17 protein-coding genes are annotated in these 18,330 nt (G+C 62.6%); 8 read left to right on the top strand and 9 right to left on the bottom strand.

Annotated features, from left to right (window positions below; all coding sequences use genetic code 11):
* Nucleotides 1-135: 135 nt before the first annotated feature.
* The 5 genes from R4P64_RS02725 to R4P64_RS02705 all read right to left on the bottom strand — a co-directional run bounded on the left by R4P64_RS02725 (nucleotide 136) and on the right by R4P64_RS02705 (nucleotide 4,380).
* Entirely contained in the window at nucleotides 136-1,239 is a 1,104-nt protein-coding gene (locus tag R4P64_RS02725) for an inositol-3-phosphate synthase (RefSeq protein ID WP_033237087.1), read from the bottom strand.
* A complete protein-coding gene (locus R4P64_RS02720) occupies nucleotides 1,232-1,795 on the bottom strand; it encodes a PadR family transcriptional regulator (RefSeq protein ID WP_033237088.1) in 564 nt (187 codons plus the stop codon). The genes R4P64_RS02725 and R4P64_RS02720 overlap by 8 nt, the downstream gene beginning before the upstream one ends.
* 114 nt (nucleotides 1,796-1,909) lie before the next feature.
* Complete coding sequence (locus R4P64_RS02715) at nucleotides 1,910-2,680, bottom strand: DUF1707 domain-containing protein (protein WP_317819151.1); 771 nt, start codon at nucleotides 2,678-2,680, stop codon at nucleotides 1,910-1,912.
* Nucleotides 2,681-2,689: 9 nt separating this feature from the next.
* Complete coding sequence (locus tag R4P64_RS02710) at nucleotides 2,690-3,499, bottom strand: DUF1707 domain-containing protein (protein WP_317819149.1); 810 nt, start codon at nucleotides 3,497-3,499, stop codon at nucleotides 2,690-2,692.
* Nucleotides 3,500-3,519: 20 nt separating this feature from the next.
* Nucleotides 3,520-4,380 carry a DUF1707 domain-containing protein gene (locus R4P64_RS02705; RefSeq protein WP_317819148.1) on the bottom strand — a complete coding sequence of 287 codons (861 nt, stop codon included), beginning with the start codon at nucleotides 4,378-4,380 and terminating at the stop codon, nucleotides 3,520-3,522.
* 107 nt (nucleotides 4,381-4,487) lie between these two features.
* Here R4P64_RS02705 and R4P64_RS02700 point away from each other — a divergent pair, with 107 nt between their 5' ends.
* The 3 genes from R4P64_RS02700 (at nucleotide 4,488) to R4P64_RS02690 (ending at nucleotide 9,284) form a co-directional block, all read left to right on the top strand.
* On the top strand, nucleotides 4,488-4,928 hold the full coding sequence (locus R4P64_RS02700; protein WP_072782680.1) for a DUF5318 family protein: 441 nt from the start codon (nucleotides 4,488-4,490) through the stop codon (nucleotides 4,926-4,928).
* A 574-nt stretch (nucleotides 4,929-5,502) separates the two neighbouring features.
* Nucleotides 5,503-7,653 carry a transglycosylase domain-containing protein gene (locus R4P64_RS02695; protein WP_033237093.1) on the top strand — a complete coding sequence of 717 codons (2,151 nt, stop codon included), beginning with the start codon at nucleotides 5,503-5,505 and terminating at the stop codon, nucleotides 7,651-7,653.
* Between the two features lie 17 nt (nucleotides 7,654-7,670).
* The gene (locus R4P64_RS02690; protein ID WP_375128702.1) at nucleotides 7,671-9,284 is read left to right on the top strand and encodes a glycosyltransferase family 87 protein; all 1,614 of its coding nucleotides are present in this window, start codon (nucleotides 7,671-7,673) and stop codon (nucleotides 9,282-9,284) included.
* 1 nt (nucleotide 9,285) lies between these two features.
* Here R4P64_RS02690 and R4P64_RS02685 read toward each other — a convergent pair whose 3' ends face one another.
* The gene (locus R4P64_RS02685; RefSeq protein WP_307718111.1) at nucleotides 9,286-9,522 is read right to left on the bottom strand and encodes a LuxR C-terminal-related transcriptional regulator; all 237 of its coding nucleotides are present in this window, start codon (nucleotides 9,520-9,522) and stop codon (nucleotides 9,286-9,288) included.
* 263 nt (nucleotides 9,523-9,785) lie between these two features.
* Here R4P64_RS02685 and R4P64_RS02680 point away from each other — a divergent pair, with 263 nt between their 5' ends.
* Complete coding sequence (locus R4P64_RS02680) at nucleotides 9,786-13,631, top strand: hypothetical protein (protein ID WP_317819146.1); 3,846 nt, start codon at nucleotides 9,786-9,788, stop codon at nucleotides 13,629-13,631.
* 7 nt (nucleotides 13,632-13,638) lie between these two features.
* Here the strand turns inward: R4P64_RS02680 and R4P64_RS02675 are convergent, their stop codons facing one another.
* Genes R4P64_RS02675 through R4P64_RS02665 form a run of 3 tightly spaced genes read right to left on the bottom strand, consistent with a single transcriptional unit; the run spans nucleotide 13,639 to nucleotide 16,357 of the window.
* Nucleotides 13,639-14,391: a DUF4190 domain-containing protein gene (locus R4P64_RS02675; RefSeq protein WP_033237111.1), complete on the bottom strand. Its 753-nt coding sequence runs from the start codon at nucleotides 14,389-14,391 to the stop codon at nucleotides 13,639-13,641.
* 47 nt (nucleotides 14,392-14,438) lie between these two features.
* Complete coding sequence (locus R4P64_RS02670; RefSeq protein ID WP_317819145.1) at nucleotides 14,439-15,023, bottom strand: GNAT family protein; 585 nt, start codon at nucleotides 15,021-15,023, stop codon at nucleotides 14,439-14,441.
* Nucleotides 15,020-16,357: a hypothetical protein gene (locus R4P64_RS02665; protein WP_317819144.1), complete on the bottom strand. Its 1,338-nt coding sequence runs from the start codon at nucleotides 16,355-16,357 to the stop codon at nucleotides 15,020-15,022. The genes R4P64_RS02670 and R4P64_RS02665 overlap by 4 nt, the downstream gene beginning before the upstream one ends.
* A gap of 201 nt (nucleotides 16,358-16,558) precedes the next feature.
* Here R4P64_RS02665 and rpsF point away from each other — a divergent pair, with 201 nt between their 5' ends.
* From rpsF to rplI, 4 genes are all read left to right on the top strand, one after another.
* Nucleotides 16,559-16,846, top strand: coding sequence for a 30S ribosomal protein S6 (gene rpsF, locus R4P64_RS02660; protein WP_003941237.1), 288 nt, complete (start codon nucleotides 16,559-16,561; stop codon nucleotides 16,844-16,846).
* Between the two features lie 65 nt (nucleotides 16,847-16,911).
* Nucleotides 16,912-17,436, top strand: coding sequence for a single-stranded DNA-binding protein (locus tag R4P64_RS02655; protein WP_033237097.1), 525 nt, complete (start codon nucleotides 16,912-16,914; stop codon nucleotides 17,434-17,436).
* A gap of 39 nt (nucleotides 17,437-17,475) precedes the next feature.
* Nucleotides 17,476-17,718, top strand: a complete 243-nt coding sequence (rpsR, locus tag R4P64_RS02650; protein WP_003941245.1) for a 30S ribosomal protein S18 — start codon at nucleotides 17,476-17,478, stop codon at nucleotides 17,716-17,718.
* Between the two features lie 18 nt (nucleotides 17,719-17,736).
* Entirely contained in the window at nucleotides 17,737-18,192 is a 456-nt protein-coding gene (rplI, locus tag R4P64_RS02645) for a 50S ribosomal protein L9 (RefSeq protein WP_033237098.1), read from the top strand.
* The last annotated feature ends 138 nt before the right edge of the window (nucleotides 18,193-18,330 follow it).

The raw sequence follows: 18,330 nt of genomic DNA, 5'->3' as shown, positions 1-18,330 counted from the left end.
ATCCGCAGGCGTGATCAGCCGCGTGGCTGCGGAAACGCCCTGCGGGATACAGAAATCGGGGCCCTGCGCCAGTGGCGCAAGACCCCGAATCCGTGTGAGCTGAAAAGACCTACGCCTCGTCAGCCCGGCGTCTAGCTACGCCTCATCGGCTCCGATGATGAACGCTTCGAGCTCGGTGCGAGCCTTGTCGTCGGCCATCTGAACCGGCGGGGACTTCATCAGGTAAGCGGATGCCGGGTAAACCGGTCCGCCGATGCCGCGGTCCTTGGCGATCTTGGCTGCGCGGACGGCGTCGATGATGATGCCTGCGGAGTTGGGCGAATCCCAGACCTCGAGCTTGTACTCCAGGTTGAGGGGAGCGTCACCGAAGGCACGGCCTTCGAGGCGCACGTATGCCCACTTGCGGTCGTCGAGCCACTCCACGTAGTCCGAGGGACCGATGTGGACGTTGCGGTCGTGGACCTTGCCGGCGAGGGAACCGGTGAGGTTCGACGTGACGGCCTGAGTCTTGGAGACCTTCTTGGACTCCAGGCGATCGCGCTCGAGCATGTTCTTGAAGTCCATGTTGCCGCCGACGTTGAGCTGGTACGTGCGGTCGAGCACGACGCCACGGTCTTCGAACAGCTTCGCCATCACGCGGTGGGTGATGGTGGCGCCGACCTGGCTCTTGATGTCGTCACCCACGATCGGGACGCCGGCGTCCTTGAACTTGGCAGCCCACTCCGGGTCGGAGGCGATGAACACGGGAAGCGCGTTGACGAACGCGACGCCCGCGTCGATGCAGCACTGTGCGTAGAACTTGTCAGCGGCTTCGGAGCCGACGGGCAGGTAGGACACGAGGACGTCTACCTTGGCGTCCTTGAGTGCCTGGACTACGTCGACGGGCTCGGCGTCGGACAGTTCGATGGTCTCGGCGTAGTACTTGCCGATGCCGTCGAGTGTCGGGCCGCGCTGGACGGGGATGTCGAGCGGCGGGACGTCAGCGATCTTCATGGTGTTGTTCTCGCTGGCGAGGATTGCCTCGGAGAGGTCGAAGCCGACCTTCTTGGCGTCCACGTCGAAAGCAGCGACGAACTGCACGTCGCGGACGTGGTACTTACCGAACTTGACGTGCATGAGGCCGGGAACGGTGCCGGTCTCGTCTGCATCCTTGTAGTAGTGGACGCCCTGAACCAGGGACGAGGCACAGTTACCCACGCCCACAATTGCTACGCGCACCGCGGTGCTGTTCTCACCCATGGTCGGGCTCTCCTTCTTTCTTGGATGTTCCTGGTATCGATTGCTCGGCTGCGATCAATTCGTTGAGCCAACGCACTTCGCGTTCACTCGACTCGAGTCCGAGCTGGTGGAGCTGGCGGGTATATCGGTCCAGCGATCCGCTGGCCCGGCCGACGGCGTCGCGAAGGCCTTCGCGGCGCTCCTCGACTTGGCGTCGTCTGCCTTCCAGGATCCGCATCCGCGCTTCTGCGGGGGTGCGGCTGAAGAAGGCGAGGTGAACGCCGAAGCCGTCGTCGGTGTAGTTCTGCGGTCCCGTGTCGGCAACCAATTCTGTGAACCTTTGCCGGCCTTCCGGGGTGAGCTGGTAGACGCGACGGGCCCGACGCTTGAGTGGGCCGGTGGTGTTGTCGATGTCTTCCGAGATCAAGCCGTCGGCCTGCATGCGCCGTAGTGCCGGGTACAGCGATCCGTACGAGAACGCACGGAATGCGCCGAGCAGACCGGTGAGCCGCTTACGCAGCTCGTATCCGTGCATCGGTGACTCGAGGAGTAGCCCGAGAATTGCGAGTTCGAGCAACTGACACCTCCCGAGTCTGTGGATCTAACCGCTTGATGCGATACCCAACTATATCGCGCCGATATATAAAACCATACTGCGGCCCGATACGTGTACCAAGGTGTCACGGCTAGATCAGGGGGTGAACGGGTTGATCGACATGATTTCCCCATCGAGGGCAGCGGTCAGGGACCCGCTTTCGTCGAGGTCGTTGCGGACGTGAATCTCGATGGTCGGCACAGTTTCGGTGCCGTCGACAGAGACGTACCGAGTGGACGGATTTTGCACCGACGTCGTGGTTCCGGCGCCGTCGAGCAGTGCGATCACGATGCGAGGATCGAGCTGTGTGACGTCGATCTGTGCCACGTCGGGTTCGCGCGATCCTCCCGAAGTCGTGTCCTCGAGGTCGCCTCGGTAGTAGCTGTCGAGGGCCTTGCGAGGTGCGGCAGGATCGGCGCGCGTTACGCGTGCGTAAGTGGGATAGATGGTCATCTCGTCGACCAGTCCGCTGCCGTACTCCGTTTCGATGGCACGGAACATCGCACCCAGGCCGTCCACGGTGTGCAACTGTGGCTGGGGGCTCGAGAAGATCGTGGCGTCGGACGCGGCGTATTTGATTCCGAAACCGATAGCCGAGACCAGTGACAGAGCGATGATCGCAAGGGCGATCCAACGCGTGTCGAGCGAAGGTTCTTTCCGGAGAACAGGCAGAGACGCCTCGGTCTGCAGATCGGACGTCAAATCTTCGAGATCGCCGAGAGTGACTGCAACCGCGGCGAGTTCGGTCAATTCGTCGTGCTCGGTCGCCGTGAGTTGCCCGTCGGCGAAGGCGGTGTCCAGCACTGCGCAAGTGGCCTCGCGATCGGCATTGCGAGCACGGGTGGTCCTGGTCAGATCGTTCGGCATGTCCGGGGCCTATCGAGGAGTGAAGGGAGACAAGCGGATCGGGCGGCCATCCGGGGTCAACTCCATCGATCCGCTCGCGCCGAGGTCGTTGCTGGCGTAGATGGAAATGCGTGGCTCTTTGTTTGACGAACTCATGCCGATGTGTGAGACCTTGGCGTCGGGGACGTTGAGATTTGTCGACGCTCCCGCCAGATACCCGGCGAGTTTGTCGATGTCGACGGTAGCGAGGTCGAATGTTGTGGTGCTGGCCAATCGGGAGGTGGAGCCCTCGGTGGTCGTGAAACCGCCTCGAAAGTCGATGTCCTCCTCAAAATCCGGCGAGATGGCGGCTGCGCGAGTGACGCTTGCATGGTCGTCGAAGAAGTTCGCAGAATCGATCACCGTTGTGCCGAACTTGTTGTTGTACCGGGTTATGAACTCCCGTATTCCGCTTGCGGTGACCGTGTTCAGCGTCGAACTCACGATGGGGGCAAGTGGTTCGGCCCCCTGGGCTGCAAGCGGCAACGGCGCCGGGGACGAATCGTCGGCGGACACGGTGAGGAAGCCGACCAGGCCCGCGAGGACAACCGACGCGGCCGCGACGTACCAGATCTTGTCGATACGACGAACTTTCGCGACGGCGTTCCGCAGCGTCGCTTTCTGCAGATCGTGGACCAATAGGTCGAGCTGTCCGAGCGTGGTCGCGGTCATGGCCGACGCCGTTCGGGTCGTGTGCTCGTCGACCGTGATCTGGCCGTCGGACAGGGCGGCATCGAGCACAGCGCAGGTATCGGAACGATCGATGTCACGCGCTCGCGTACGCGAAGAGTTAGTAGTCATGTCCCGCTCACCCACCCACCCTAGTTCTCGTACGGGTACGAACGAGCGATCTCGCCCCATGGCGTGACCTCGATGCGACCTTTGTGGCCAAGTCCGTTCTCGCCGTAGATCCTGATCTTCGGTACGCCGTTGTTCACGTCCACGATCAAGTGCGTGATCGCGGCGTCCGGCACATTGATGTAGCCGCCGATGTTCACCATGTACGGCGCGAGCTTGTCGATCTGGATGGAACCGAGATCGAAGGTCGGCTGGTCCGTTCGCCGCGGAATGGACGTCACATCTCGCTCGAAGCCGTCGCGAAAACTGATGGATTCGGTGAGAGCTGGAGCATCGGGGACCGCCCGGCTCACCAGAGAGTGGTCGCCGTGGAAGCTGGCGTCATCGATGAACATGTCGCCGAACTCGTCTCGATACCTCTCGATAAATGCGCCGATACCCTCGGGAGTCAACGTGTCGATGTGTGCGATCAGGATCGGTTCGACGGTCGGCTCCGGCACCAGGGTGGTGGTCGGCAACGGTGGCGCGAGCGAAGTGCTGCTGGCATAACTGGCGGTGATGTGTTCCGAAGGCGTCAACGGTGAGCGACTCCAGGCCACAGCGGCGACGGCGCCGACGACGATCAGAGCAGCGCCACCGATGTACACAGCCTTGCGCGTCACCGACGTCCGAGGTGCCGTTGTCGTATCGATCTTCGGCACCTGCAGATCGTTGACCAGGCGCGCGAGCTCGAGCAGGGTCTTCGCGGACTTCGCCTTCCCGGTCCGTTCGAAGTAGTCCTCCGCGCTCAACTGCCCTTCGGCGTACGCGGCGTCCAACACATTGCACGTTTCGACGCGATCGAGATCACGAGCACGCGTCATCGGGGAACGGGATGACTTCACAGGAAGTGATCGTAATGGCTGGTCGCCATGCCTCCGGACCACAAAATGTGTTCATCGTGACCCTCCCGAACCGTCCGTGACCGGTTGGACGCACGTACTCTGGTCAAGTGCGGATACAGCGGCAAGTTGTGGACTACGCGCTCGCGCGTCGGTCTGTGCTGGCCGAAGTGTCTGCGGGTAGGACTGGCGTCAAGCAGGTATGCGACGCCGATCCCTACCTACTCAGAGCCGCGAAGTTCCACGGCCGGGGCAGTGACGTTCTCTGCCCCATCTGCCGTAAGGAACAGTTGACGCTCGTGTCCTGGGTGTTCGGCGAGAAGCTCGGCCAGGTTTCGGGATCAGCCCGAACGACGGACGAGCTCGCTCGGCTTGCGGAGACAGCAGAGGAGTTCACGGTGCACGACGTAGAAGTGTGCCGTTCCTGCAGCTGGAACCATTTGGTGCAGTCCTATGTGCTCGGCGCAGTGCCTGCGCCGCCGCGCCCGCGGAGAGCACGTCCACCGAGCAGACGAACGCAGTCTGCGAGCCGGCGCACCGCCAGCGAGTAACGCCACACCCGAAAAAGGGCCCGATCGAAGTCCCATGTGATCGGTCCATGACCACTGGAGATTTGATTTCGTGAGTTCCCCCGACAACACCCCCGGCGACCGTCCCTCGGGACCAGGTGGTCCGAGCGGTCCGCCGCAGGGGCGCCCCCCGCAAGGCCGTCCGCCTCAAGGTCCGCCGCAGGGCCGCCCGATGGGTCCACCCCCACAAGGACGCCCGCCTCAGCAGGGCCGTCCGATGGGCCCGCCGCAGCAGGGTCGCCCGATGGGCCCGCCCCCGCAGGGTCGCCCGATGGGCCCACCCCCGCAAGGGCCCCAGCAAGGACGCCCGCCGCAGGGCCGCCCGATGGGCCCGCCGCCGCAAGGCCCGCAGCAGGGCCGTCCGCAGCAGGGCGCACCCCAGAATCGACCGGCACCCGGTGCCGAACCCACACAGCGCGTCGCAGCCGCTGCGGCACTGCCTCGCACTGATGCCGGTTCCCGTCCGCCCGCTGGACCCCCGCCGACGAAGCCGCCGACAGGCGGTCCCGGTGGTGGCGACGGCAATGGTGGAGAGCCCCCGAAGGGACAGAAAGCAGTGAAGAAGAAGTCGAAGTGGCGCACAGTTCGCCGCTCGGCGTACGTGTTGGTGGCGCTCGGCCTGGTGCTGCCGGTGCTGGCCTTCATGGCGGCGTACATCGTGCAGGACGTACCGAAACCCGGCGACCTCCCGACCAATCAGGTTGCGACGATTTACGCGTCGGACGGAAGTTCGGTGCTCAGTACCGTTGTTCCGCCGGAAGAAGGCAACCGTCGCGAGGTGGCGCTCGATCAGATTCCGGTGCACGTGCGTAACGCAGTGCTTGCTGCCGAGGACCGGGATTTCTACACGAACCCCGGATTCTCGATTTCAGGTTTTGCACGCGCGGCCCGTGACAATGTCCTCGGCCGAGACAGTGCGGGTGGTGGATCGACGATCACGCAGCAGTACGTGAAGACGGCGGTTGTCGGTTCGGAGCGTTCGCTGACGCGAAAGATGAAGGAACTTGTCATCTCGTCGAAGATGGCAAACGAGTGGTCCAAGGACGACATTCTTGCCGCGTACCTGAACACCATTTACTTCGGTCGTGGTGCGTACGGCATCGAAGCCGCGTCGAACGCGTATTTCGGTAAGCCTGTCGACCAGCTGACCGTCGAGGAAGGCGCCGTCCTGGCGTCGTCGATCCAGCTGCCGTCGCTTCTCGATCCGGAGACCAATCCGACTGGCGCGGAATCGCGTTGGAACTATGTGCTCGACGGCATGGTGTCTGCGGGGACGCTGGATCAAGCCGCCCGTGCGCCCATGAAGTACCCAGGTTTCATTCCACTTTCCCAGGTGGAGAACGGAAGTCAGGGTACAACGGGGCCCGAGGGCCTGATCAAGAACCAGGTACTCCGCGAGATCGCGGATGCCGGGATCACTGAGCAGTCGCTCAATACCGAAGGCCTGCAGATCACTACGACCATCGATCCGCAGGCTCAGGCCGCGGCGATGGACGCCGTGCGCACCAATATGGAGGGTGAGAACGAGGAACTTCGGACCGCCGTTGTCTCCGTCGATCCACGTACCGGAGGCGTCCGCGCGTACTACGGCGGCGATGACGGAATCGGCTTCGACTACGCAAATGCGGGCTTGCAGACCGGTTCGTCGTTCAAGGTTTTCGGTCTGGCGGCAGCACTCGACCAGGGAATTCCGCTCTCGCAGATGTACGACAGCTCGCCGCTGACGATCAACGGCATCTCGATCGGCAACGTCGAAGGCGAAAGCTGTGGAACCTGCACCATCGCAGAGGCTCTCAAGCGTTCGCTGAACACCAGCTTCTACCGTCAGATGCTCAGCCTCGACGGCAACGGGCCGCAGGAAATTGCGGACATCGCGCACAAGGCAGGTATCCCGGAGAACATTCCGGGTATCGGCGAGTCGCTGACCGAGCCCGACGGTTCCGGCCCGAACAACGGAATCGTGTTGGGTCAGTACCAGTCTCGGGTACTGGATATGGCGTCGGCATATGCAACTCTCGCGGCGTCAGGCACGTTCCACGCTCCGCACTTCGTGGAAAAGGTTGTTGCCGCAGACGGAACGGTTCTCCTGGACCGTGGCACGCCGACCGGTGAGCAGCGGATCGATCCGGCCGTCGCGGACAATGTGACTGCGGCGATGCAGCCGATCGCAGCGTACTCACGTGGCCACAACCTGGCCGGTGGACGTCTGTCCGCATCGAAGACGGGTACCGCTCAGCTCGGTGACACAGGTCAGAACAAGGACGCCTGGATGGTCGGCTACACGCCGTCGCTGTCGACTGCTGTGTGGGTCGGTACCGCGGACGGTCAGGCGATCACCAACTCGAACGGCGGATTGATCTACGGTTCCGGGCTACCTTCCGATATCTGGAAGGACACGATGGACGGTGCGTTGGACGGTACGGACAACGAGACGTTCCCCAAGCCGGGCAAGATCAACGGCCAGGCCGGTGGTGTTCCCGAGTACACGGCTCCCGCTGCTCCGAAGACGTCGGCGCCGCCGACAACCACGGCAGAGCCCAGTACGACTACGGCGCCGCCGGTTGTCGTGACCACGACGGACGTGGAGATCCTGCCGGGCATCACGATTCCGATTCCGGGAATCTCGAGGCCGACCACGGAAACCGAGGAACCGGGCGCCGTCACCACGACGGAAGAGGCTCCGGCGGGTGTCAGTCCCGGCCGCTAAGGCGGTAGCCTCGCGGAGTGGCCGCCAATGTAGATGATGCCGATGCGACTTCTGTGACAGACGATGCGGAGTCGCAGGCGATCGAGTCTCCTGCGCCGTTGGCGGAGGACACGCGGTCGGCAGATTGGCGTGACGTTCCCAGTCGTAACGATGTAATGGTGTCTGCGTTGTCAGGCACGGTAGGTGGTCCGGTCGGTCGGCATGCGCTGATCGGCCGGACCCGTTTTTTCACCCCGATGCGGGTCATCTTGCTGTTGGCCGTCGTGTTCCTGGCGTTGGGGTGGTCGACCAAGGCTGCGTGTATTCAACAGGCGCCGTTCGGTGAGCAGGGGCAGCTGGGTCTGGACTGGGGAGGCTCCCGCCAGTATGTCGCCCTGTGTTACTCGGACACGGTTCCTCTGTACGGTGCGGAGCGCCTCGATCAGGGTGCGTTCCCGTACAAGAAGTCGTGGGAGGAAACCCGATCCGACGGTTCCGTGCAGACGCGGTACATGGAGTATCCGGTTCTCTCGGGGCTCTATCAGTACGGCTCCATGAAGGTCGCAAAGGCGTGGGATTCGATCACGTGGCTGCCGGGCGCAATTCAAGTTGCCCTGTACTTCAACGTCGTTGCGTTCGGCTTGGCGTTGGCGTGGTTGGTGACAGTGTGGGCGACGACGCTCTTAGCCGGCAGGCGGGTGTGGGACGGCGCGTTGGTCGCGTGTTCGCCGCTCGTGATCGTGCATGTGTTCACCAACTTCGATCCGTTGGCGACGGCATTTGCCATGGGCGGTTTGTTGGCATGGGCGCGTAAGCGACCGGTCCTCGCGGGCATTTTGTTGGGGTTGGGCGGCGCCGCGAAGTTGTATCCGCTGTTGTTGCTCGGCCCGCTGCTGGTTCTGTGCCTGCGGGCGGGCAAGACGCGTGAGTGGCTGGTGACGGCGCTCAGCGCGGCCGCGGCGTGGCTGGCGGTGAATCTTCCGATCGCAGCGCTCTACCCGCACGGTTGGTACGAGTTCTTCCGGCTCAACTCCGAGCGCGGCGCCGATCCGGACTCGATCTACAACGTAATCGCGTCGTTCACGTCGTGGACGGGCCTCGACGGTCCCCTGGCGCAGGGTGAATCGCCGTCGAATCTCAATGCCGTGTCGTTCATTCTCTTTGCTGTGGTCTGCGTGGGAATCGGTTACGTCGCTTTGACGGCGCAGCGCCGCCCCCGCGTCGCGCAACTGTGTTTCCTGCTTGTCGCGGGATTCCTACTGACCAACAAGGTGTGGAGTCCGCAGTATTCGCTGTGGCTGGTGCCGCTCGCGGTTCTTGCGCTGCCGCATCGCAGACTGCTTCTTGCCTGGATGACCATCGACGCGTTGGTGTGGGTTCCGCGGATGATGTACTACCTCGGGGTCTCGAACAAGGGTCTGCCCGAGCAGTGGTTCACGGGAACTGTTGTGCTGCGCGATATCGCGGTTCTGGTGCTGTGCGCGGTCATTCTTCGCCAGATCTACCGCCCCGACGAAGACCTCGTGCGGTACGGGTTCATCGACGACCCGGCCGGTGGTGTTCTCGATCAGGCACCGGACAAGCAGCCGTCGTGGTTCCCGGGGTGGCTGCGTCCGAAACCGGTGCGAGAGCCGGAGCTTTCGCCCGTCTGAATCACCATTCGTCGAGAGTGGTGTGACCGTCCTGGATGGCGCGCGCGAACAGTGCCGCCTTGGTCGGTGCGGGGCGCCCGACGTTGATGTACTTGGTTCTGATCCGGGAGATGTGCGTGTTGACAGTGCCGACGCCCACTCTCAGCTCGAGCGCAACTTCCTGTTTGGAATCTGCCCGAAGCCAGGTAAGCAGGACTTCGATTTCGCGGGCGCTCAAGCGCGGTGTACGGGAGTTCACGCGGCGTCCCCTGACGTGAGCCATGCACGTTGGGGCCATTCGCGTCGACTGGACAAGCTCCATGACAAAGACACCTTTCGGCTGAGGTTCCAAGGGAGGAAGTGCCTGCATCGGCGCAACTTTGCAGAAGGGCTGCGGGCGGGCCGAAATGCGACGTGATCAGTATGTCCAGGCGTTCGCTCGAAATTCCGGTCGAAGGCGCGATCAATACACAGTCCATACAACGCGCGATTCTCTGACCTGGTCGGATAAAGTGCCTCGCTATGAACTCGAAGGCGGAATCCGGCACCGAAAATCATGTCGATCCCGCAAATATCGAGTCGCGGGGGCAGTTTGCTGAATCGCTAACTGCGTTGCGGAAGGCCGCGGGGCTGACAGTCCGCGACGCCGTCGAACGGTCAGGCGGTCTCCACGGAACCGTGGCCGGGTGGTTTTCCGGGCAGCACCTTCCGACACCGAACAGCATGCCGAAGTTCGTTGCGCTGTTGAAAGCGTGCGGAGTCGATTCGGGCGAGCAACAGGAGAGCTGGATCAGCGCGGTCCAGCGCGTGCGGCAACTGACTGCCCGCCGCCGCGGCGACACCGTCGTTCCGTATCGCGGACTCGAATCCTTCCGTCAGGAGGACGCCGAGTGGTTCTTCGGGCGAGGTGAACTCACCACTGCTCTGGTGGAACGAGTCGCGGCGGCGACGCGGGGTGAGGGCAGCCGTCAGTTCATGGTCATCGGAGCGTCTGGCTCCGGTAAGTCGTCGTTGCTGCGGGCCGGTTTGGCTCCGAAGATTGCCGACCGCGATCCGCGGTTCGACGGTTGGCACGTGGAGGTTCTGCACCCGGGTTCGCAGGACATTCCGTCGTCGATCGGCGACACTCCCACGGTCCTGATCGTCGATCAGTTCGAGGAACTGTGGACGCAGCGCGATCGTGATCGTCGCGAGGAATTCCTTCGGGCGCTCGCTGATCTGGGTGAGAACACGATCGTCGTGATCGGGATGCGGGCCGATTTCTACGGGCTTGCGGCCGAGGAGCCGTTGCTGCTTCCGTTGCTCGACGATTCGCCGATGGTGGTCGGTCCGCTCACCGAGGAGCAGTTGCGTGACGTGATCGTCGAGCCGGCAGTGAAGGCCGGGATGACGGTTCAGAGTGAGCTGGTTCAGGTTCTGGTCGGTGAGCTGACGCCGCGCGGTTCGCACACGGCAAGTGACCCGGGGGCACTCCCCCTCCTGTCCCACGCACTGCTGGGAACCTGGCAGCGCTCCACGCGTAAGACCCTGACGGTGTCCGACTACTACGCAACCGACGGCATCGCGGGTGCAGTTCAGCAGAGCGCCGAGGAAGTGTACGGCGAGCTGACCGAGCGGCAGCAGAAGTTGGCGCGCAGGATCTTCCTCCGGTTGGTCAACGTCGACGAGGTTACGCAGACGCGTCGACGAGCTCCCCGTACCGAGCTTTTTCTCGGCGACAACTTCGGCGACGTCAATACCGTCATCGACCTTTTTGCGCTGAGGCGTCTGTTGACTGTGGACGAGGAGACCGTCGAGGTTTCGCATGAGGTATTGCTGTCGGCGTGGAGTCGGCTGCGCGATTGGATCGATTCGGATCGCGCCGGTCTGGCGGTCCACCGCCGATTCACCTATGCGGCGCAGGTGTGGGAAGACAGTGGCCGCGACCCCGGTGCTTTGCTCGGGGCTGCCCGCCTACATCTGACCGAAGAATGGCTACGTACCGGTGAATTGGGCCTCGAACTGGAACCAAGCGAGACCCGCATCGCCGATCTCAACGCGACCGAGCGAGAATTTCTCGCCGCAAGTATCGCGTATCGGGATCAGCAGGAAAGTGCAGATCGGCGACGGACCCGCGTGCTACGACGGCTTGTCTCGGCGCTGGCTGCCGCGTCGGTGATTGCCTTGGTGCTGGCCGTGGTCGCGATGGTCGCCGGGTTCAGTGCCAATCATCAACGCGCCGAGGCAGATACGGCCCGTGACGAAGCGATGTCCCGTCAGGTTGCCACCGAGGCGACGCGGATGCGCGCCAAGGATCCGTCGTTGGCGGCGCAGCTTGCGCTGGCCGCGTATGACGTCAGCGAGACCACGGAAGCCCGCTCGGCGCTGCTCGACGCGTCGGGTGTGCATGCGGCGACGCGCATCGTCGGCCCGCCCGGTGCCATGAAAGCTCGAATCAATCCCGCGGGAACCATTGTGGCCGTGGCAAGTTCCGACGGAATGGTCCGCCTGTATCCGATAGTCGAGGGTGCCGCGTCGGTAACGCCGGTGTCGGAATTCTTCGGGGTGGCGGAAGGGACGGCTCTGTTTGCGGCGTCGTTCAGTCCGGACGGGCGTTTGCTGTCGACCGGTGGAGCAGGCGGCGGCGCGCTGTGGGATGTGTCGGACCCGGCCAACCCGGTGCGCGGAACACTGTTCGTCGACGCGGATCACGTGGTGCAGGACATGGAGTTCAGTCCGGACGGAACCAAGTTGATTGCCGGCACGTCGACGCCGGACGTGTTGCGATGGAACATCGACGACACTGCCGACGCGGTTGCACTGCCACCGCTTCCGCATCCGGCTTCGGGAACCGTCACTGCCACGTTCAGTCCCGACGGCCGTTTGCTCGTGGCCGGTGGGCGCCAGAGCACTCTGCGGGTGTGGGATGTGACGCAGTGGGACAATCCCACTGCGCCACCGATTTTTGCAACCGAACCCGACGGCACCACCAATCACTATCTGGGTGTTGCGTTCAGCGCCGACGGGCGGGAATTTGCTGCGGGATCTACGGCGCGAGAAGTGGTGCGCTGGGACATGGCAGATCCGGCTCGCCCGCGCCCATTGGCTGCGCTCACCGGGTTTTCCAGCTACGTCAACGAAATCAACTACAGCAACGACGGAACCCGTTTTGCTGCAGGTAGTTCCGACAACACCGTGCGAGTGTGGGATCCGCGTACCGCAGCGCTGATCGAGGTGCTGCCGGATTCCGGCGCCATCACCACGGTCGACTACAGCGAGGACGGGCAGATTCTGGTCACCGGCGGACTCAACGGGGTGACACGCGTGTGGTCGATGCCGGGGCCCGTGTGGGCGGGAGCACGAGACACCATCTACACCAGTCCTTTTGCCGGTGACGGTTCGCGACTTCTGGCTGGCGTCGGCGCCAAGGGTAGTGCGTTGCTGGCGTGGAACACCGAGGATTTCGACAATCCGGTGTTGATGCCCGAGATGACACCCCGCGGTGAGGACAGGTTCACCGGGGCGTCGGCGATATCGGCAGATGGCCGGCTGGCGGTGGCCGGAACAGGTACGGGTGGAGCGTATTTGTGGGACATCAGCGATCCGACGACGCCGAGACTCGCCAGTGACCGGCAGGAGTACGTCGATGGCATCGTGGCCGTTGTTGCACTCGACCCGTCGGGAACGCTGTTGGCGGTGTCGTCACAGGATGACAACGTCTTTGCCTTGGTCGACGTCTCCGATCCTGCGGCGCCCGAGCTTCTGTCGAGGACCGATGCCGGGTCGTACCCGCAGATGATGGCGTTCCGGCCGGGTGAAACCACGCTGGCCGTTGCCAACGCCAAGAACGAGGTCGATCTGTGGGACATATCCGATCGAGCTGCTCCGCGGATTGTTGCCAGCGTCGGCGGTTTCGAAAGTTATGCCCAGGCGGTGATGTTCAGTCCGGACGGTACGCTCATGGCGACCGGTAGTGCGGACCACAGTGTGCAGTTGTGGAATGTCGAGAATCCTTCGGAACCAAGGCAACTCGCACGAATAGTCGGTCCCGAATCGGCGATCTACTCAGTGTCCTTCAATCGGGCAGGTGAGTTGCTCTCGGCCGGCGTGGGTGATGGCACGGTGTGGTTGTGGGACATCACGGCGCCGCAGGACCCCGAGCGGTTTGCAGTGTTGACGGCGCAACCCGTGCGAGTCAACGATGCACAATTCGCGGGTGCGGCCGACCTGATTGCGGGTAGTGGCACCGAGAAGACAATTCGCGTGTGGGGCACCGATCCGGATGCTGTCTCCGCGCGGATATGCAGTACCGCCGGAACTCTCATCACCGAGGCCGAATGGGAGCGATACCTCCCCGGTGTGCCGTACCGAGATCTGTGCGAGGCCTAGAAGCCTCTCAGTTCAACCAGACCTCGACGGCCGGTTCGCTGCCCAGTTCACTTCCGCCGTCCAGGACAAGTAATCCACTGGGGCTGAGTTGGTAGGTGACGTCGTCGTTGCGGGCGGCAAAGCCTTCCCTGGTACGGATCGGATCGTCGATCTCGATTGTTGCTCCGTCACTGAGTCTTTCACCCTTGTAGTAGTAGCGGCCGACACCGGTTTCACAGACGACGATTCGTGAACCGGTAGTGATCGCAACAGCAACGGCGGGGTTGGACGCATTGCAGCGGGGACCGTTCGAGATGAAACCTTGCCGGTCCGTCCCGGTGACGGTGGGAAGGGGGCCGGACACGGTCGTGGTTACCCGGGGCGCGGTGGTTGTTTGTGGAACCGTTGTGGTCCGGGGTGCCGTGGTCGCTGCGTACGACTGCGCGGTGGTGTAGCTGTAGGTGTTCGACCGGGCGTCGTCAGCAGCCTCCGTGACAGCGGTCGCGAACAGTCCCCAGAAGGCGATCCACGCGATGAAGAAGAGTATGCCGATCGCGGTGAAGATGTAACCGAGGATCAGGCCGGCGAGTGCCAAGCCGTCGCCCTGCTCACCGGTCCGTTTGATCTGACTGCGCGCGATGTGGCCGAACACGATTCCCAGTGGGGCAAAGAGGAACGCGAATACCAGCGCCAGGACCGCCAAGACGTTCGTTGGCTGCGGTTGCTGCCAGTTCTGTTGTGGGTACTGCTGCTGGTATCCGTACGGGCCCGGTTCGCTCATGCACTGATTTTGCGGTACGAAGTCAGGCAAACCGCGCAGGCGGTTGGTTAGCTGCGGACGCGTCGCTCCAACTGCGGTGCGATCGTCGGCCAATCCTCGTCCGTCATGGAAAAGAGGGCGGTGGTGCGCCAACTGCCATCCGTTCGCTGGCGGTGCTTGCGGAGCAAGCCCTCGTAGTGCGCGCCCAGCTTGGCGATGGCGGCCCGGGATTGTTCGTTGAACTCGTCCGTGTGCCATTCGACGCGGACGGCGCCGAGATCGTCGAATGCCCGACGCAGCAGGAGAAGTTTTGCCTCCGGATTGATCCGGGTTCCCTGAGCGGACTTCGACAGCCACGTGTATCCGATCGCAAGACTGCGATACGCCGGGGCGATTTGATACAGCGAGGTGCTGCCCACTACGGCGTCGGTGCGCGTGTCGATCTGGGCGAACGCTACCCGATCCGGATTCGACTCGGCCGCCTCGATGTAGGCGACCGCCTCTGCGTGAGTGTTGATCGGGGCGGCTGTCCAGCGGAAGATGCTCGGATCGTCCGACGCGGCAATGAGTGCGTCGGCGTGCTCACGGACCAACGGTTCGAGCCGGACATGCGTGCCGGTCAATGTCGGTGATTGAAACCAGCTTTCGGTCATCTGCTGAGCTCCGGTATCGGTGGGATTTTCTCGACAGCCATCCCGGCGAGTGGATAGCGCAGCGGTACCCGCAAGAACAGGAAGAAGAACACGGCCAGTAACACGACATGACCCCACACACTGGCCTGTACGACGGCTTCGTACTTGCTCGGATCGAGATTCATGTCGAGTTGGTAGAAGTAGCGGAAGATCCCGATTCCCAAGGCGGCATCGGCCACGAGATACGCGGCGATCCAGAACCAGCGGATCTGAAACAGAACCAGGAACGGCAGCAGCCACAAGGTGTACTGCGGCGAGTTCACCTTGTGCAGCAAGATGAATCCGCACAACATTGCCGCGCTCACCGCGATCCACGGGAAATAACCGTCGCGCACAAAGCGTCGCCAGCCCAGATACATCGCCAACGCGAACGACAACAGGATCATCAGGGGGGACAGGATGCTCACCAATGCGTCGTAGTCCGCGTTGAGTTCGCGTACACCGAAGCCGTAGAACGGTCGAAGACCCCAGAACCACAGCGAATTGGTGGTGATGTCGGCGCTGCGCTTCTCCTGGAAACTGAAGGACGCACGCCAACCGTCGTACGAGATGAGGGCAAACGGAAGGTTGACGAGAACCACCGTCGCCACCGCGGCACCACCCGTCATCAGCGCGCCGCGTACGTCGTACTTCTTGCCGTCTCGGCCGCGTGTCAGGACATACGCGAGAAGCGGAAGAACAAAGATTCCCGGATACAACTTCAGGCAGAAACCGATGGCCAGGATGATCGACGCCAGTATCGCCCGCGTCCGAAAAGGTATGCGCTCGAACGTCATCACGAAGATCGCGCCGACGCTGGTTGCAACGACGGGCAGCTCCCAGTTGTGGAACGCGTACAACACCAGTGGCGGGGTGGCCGACCAGATCAACGCGTACGCGCCGCTCATCCGGCCAAGCATCCATGCCGTCAGCAAGCCGAACGGGGCCAGGATCAACGCGGAATGCAGCAGGAACTCGGCATCGTTGTGGGATCCGATTCCGCCCAGCCACATCAGGATTCCGCTGAGCACCGGATACTCGACGGTTCCGCCGTAGAGGAAACCTTCTGGCGTGATGCCGCCGGTGACAAACGGAAAGAGGTGTTGGTCGATGCCGCGTCCGAGCCACAGAAGCTGGATGTCGGAGTAACAGACACGGACGTTCTTATCGACATCGAAGGCAAGGCTCCGGCCGTCCGGCGCAAAGGGCGCGCCGGCGCACCGTGCCTTGTTGAAGTAGCCCAGGGTCATTGCCAGCCCGCAGAGACCGACGACAAGCGTCAGGATCGACGCCGAGGTTTTCCGGTCCGTTCGCATGAAGCCCACCCTAGGGGCTCGCGCTGCAAGACGGTTCGACGAGCGCCCGTAAGCGTTCTGGGCGTTTCCTGTGATCGGGGACGCGATTTCGCTGGTCAGGGGCACCTCGTGTAACCTACGAGGGTTGCTGACGCAACGACCCTCCTGCCACGGATAGTCCGTGGCCGTTTTCACTTAGTCCACAGGAGGTGATGAGGTCTTATGCGTCATTACGAATTGATGGTCATCCTTGACCCCAGCCTGGACGAGCGCACTGTCGCTCCTTCGCTGGATACGTTCCTCAATGTTGTGCGCCAGCACGGCGGCACGATCGATAAGGTCGATGTCTGGGGTAAGCGTCGTCTCGCCTACGAGATCCTGAAGCATGCTGAAGGTATCTACGCGGTGATCGACATCAACGCCACTCCCGCCACCGTTGCTGAGCTCGATCGTCAGCTCGGTCTGAACGAGTCGGTTCTGCGCACGAAGGTTCTGCGCCACAACAAGTGATTTCTGTCGGTAGCGAACTCTAACCTCGCACCCAACAGACTTACATCAAAAGCAGGAGGAACCACATGGCTGGCGACACCATCATCACCGTCATCGGAAACCTGACGGCTGATCCTGAGCTTCGTTTCACCCCGGCGGGTGCTGCGGTGGCAAACTTCACGGTTGCTTCCACACCCCGCACCTTCGACCGTAATTCCAATGAATGGAAAGACGGCGATGCGCTGTTCATGCGTTGCAACATCTGGCGCGAAGCAGCCGAGAACGTCGCGGAGAGCTTGACCCGTGGCTCACGAGTAATCGTGAGCGGCCGGCTCAAGCAGCGTTCGTACGAAACTCGTGAGGGCGAAAAGCGAACTGTCGTCGAGCTCGAAGTTGATGAAATCGGTCCTTCACTGAAGTACGCCACGGCAAAGGTCAACAAGGCCAACCGTGGTGGCGGCGGTGGCGGCGGCAACTTCGGAGGTTCCTCCGGCGGATCGGGCGGCGGACGTCCGAGCGCTGCACCTTCCGGTGGAGACGATCCGTGGGGCAGTGCCCCTCCGGCTTCGGGCTCCTTCGGTGGCGGCGGCAACGACGAACCGCCTTTCTGATCCGTACCTGATCAGGGACATCCAGAAAAGAGCAAAGACATGCCGAAGCCGCCCTTGCGCGACAAGGTTATGAAGAAGAAGGTCTGCACCTTCTGCAAAGAGAAGAACACGCAGATCAACTACAAGGACACGACGTTGCTGCGTAAGTACGTCAGCGACCGCGGAAAGATCCGTGCTCGTCGTGTCACCGGCAATTGCGTCCAGCACCAGCGCGACGTTGCCATTGCCGTCAAGAACTCACGTGAGGTAGCACTGCTGCCTTACGCCACCGTGGCTCGCTAAGGAAAGGGAGGAAAGAACATGAAGCTCATCCTCACCGCTGACGTGGACAACCTCGGTGCGCCTGGCGACACCGTCGAGGTCAAGGACGGCTACGGCCGTAACTACCTGCTCCCCCGCCGGCTGGCAATCGTCGCTACTCGTGGCGCCGAGAAGCAGGTCGAAGGAATCCGTCGTGCACAGGAACTGCGCGCAGTGCGCGGCCTGGACCACGCCAAGGAGCTCAAGGCCGCTATCGAGGGACTCGAGTCCGTAACGCTGTCGGTCAAGACCGCTGGTGGTTCGGGCAAGCTCTTCGGTTCCGTTACCGCTGCTGACGTCGCTGCTGCGATCAAGGCTGCCGGTGGACCGGTTATCGACAAGCGCACCATTGCGTTGCCGAAGGCTCACATCAAGAACACGGGCAAGCATGCCGTGTCCGTGAACCTGCATCCCGATGTGGTTGCCAAGTTCAACCTGAACGTCGTCGGCGCATAGTCGATTCGTTCTCCGGGCGAGCCCCGCACACTTCGGTGTGTGGGGCTCGACCTTTTTGTGCACATAGCGACTCGATCCGGGGTTGGGGATAACTGTCACAGTGTGACGTTCAACTTGTTGATCCATGATCATTTGGGC

It is taken from the genome of Rhodococcus sp. IEGM 1366, from assembly GCF_033142425.1.
Classification (GTDB): domain Bacteria; phylum Actinomycetota; class Actinomycetes; order Mycobacteriales; family Mycobacteriaceae; genus Rhodococcus_F; species Rhodococcus_F globerula.
The sequence above is the reverse complement of the archived record's forward strand: the minus strand, read 5'-3'. Positions and strand labels throughout refer to the sequence as shown.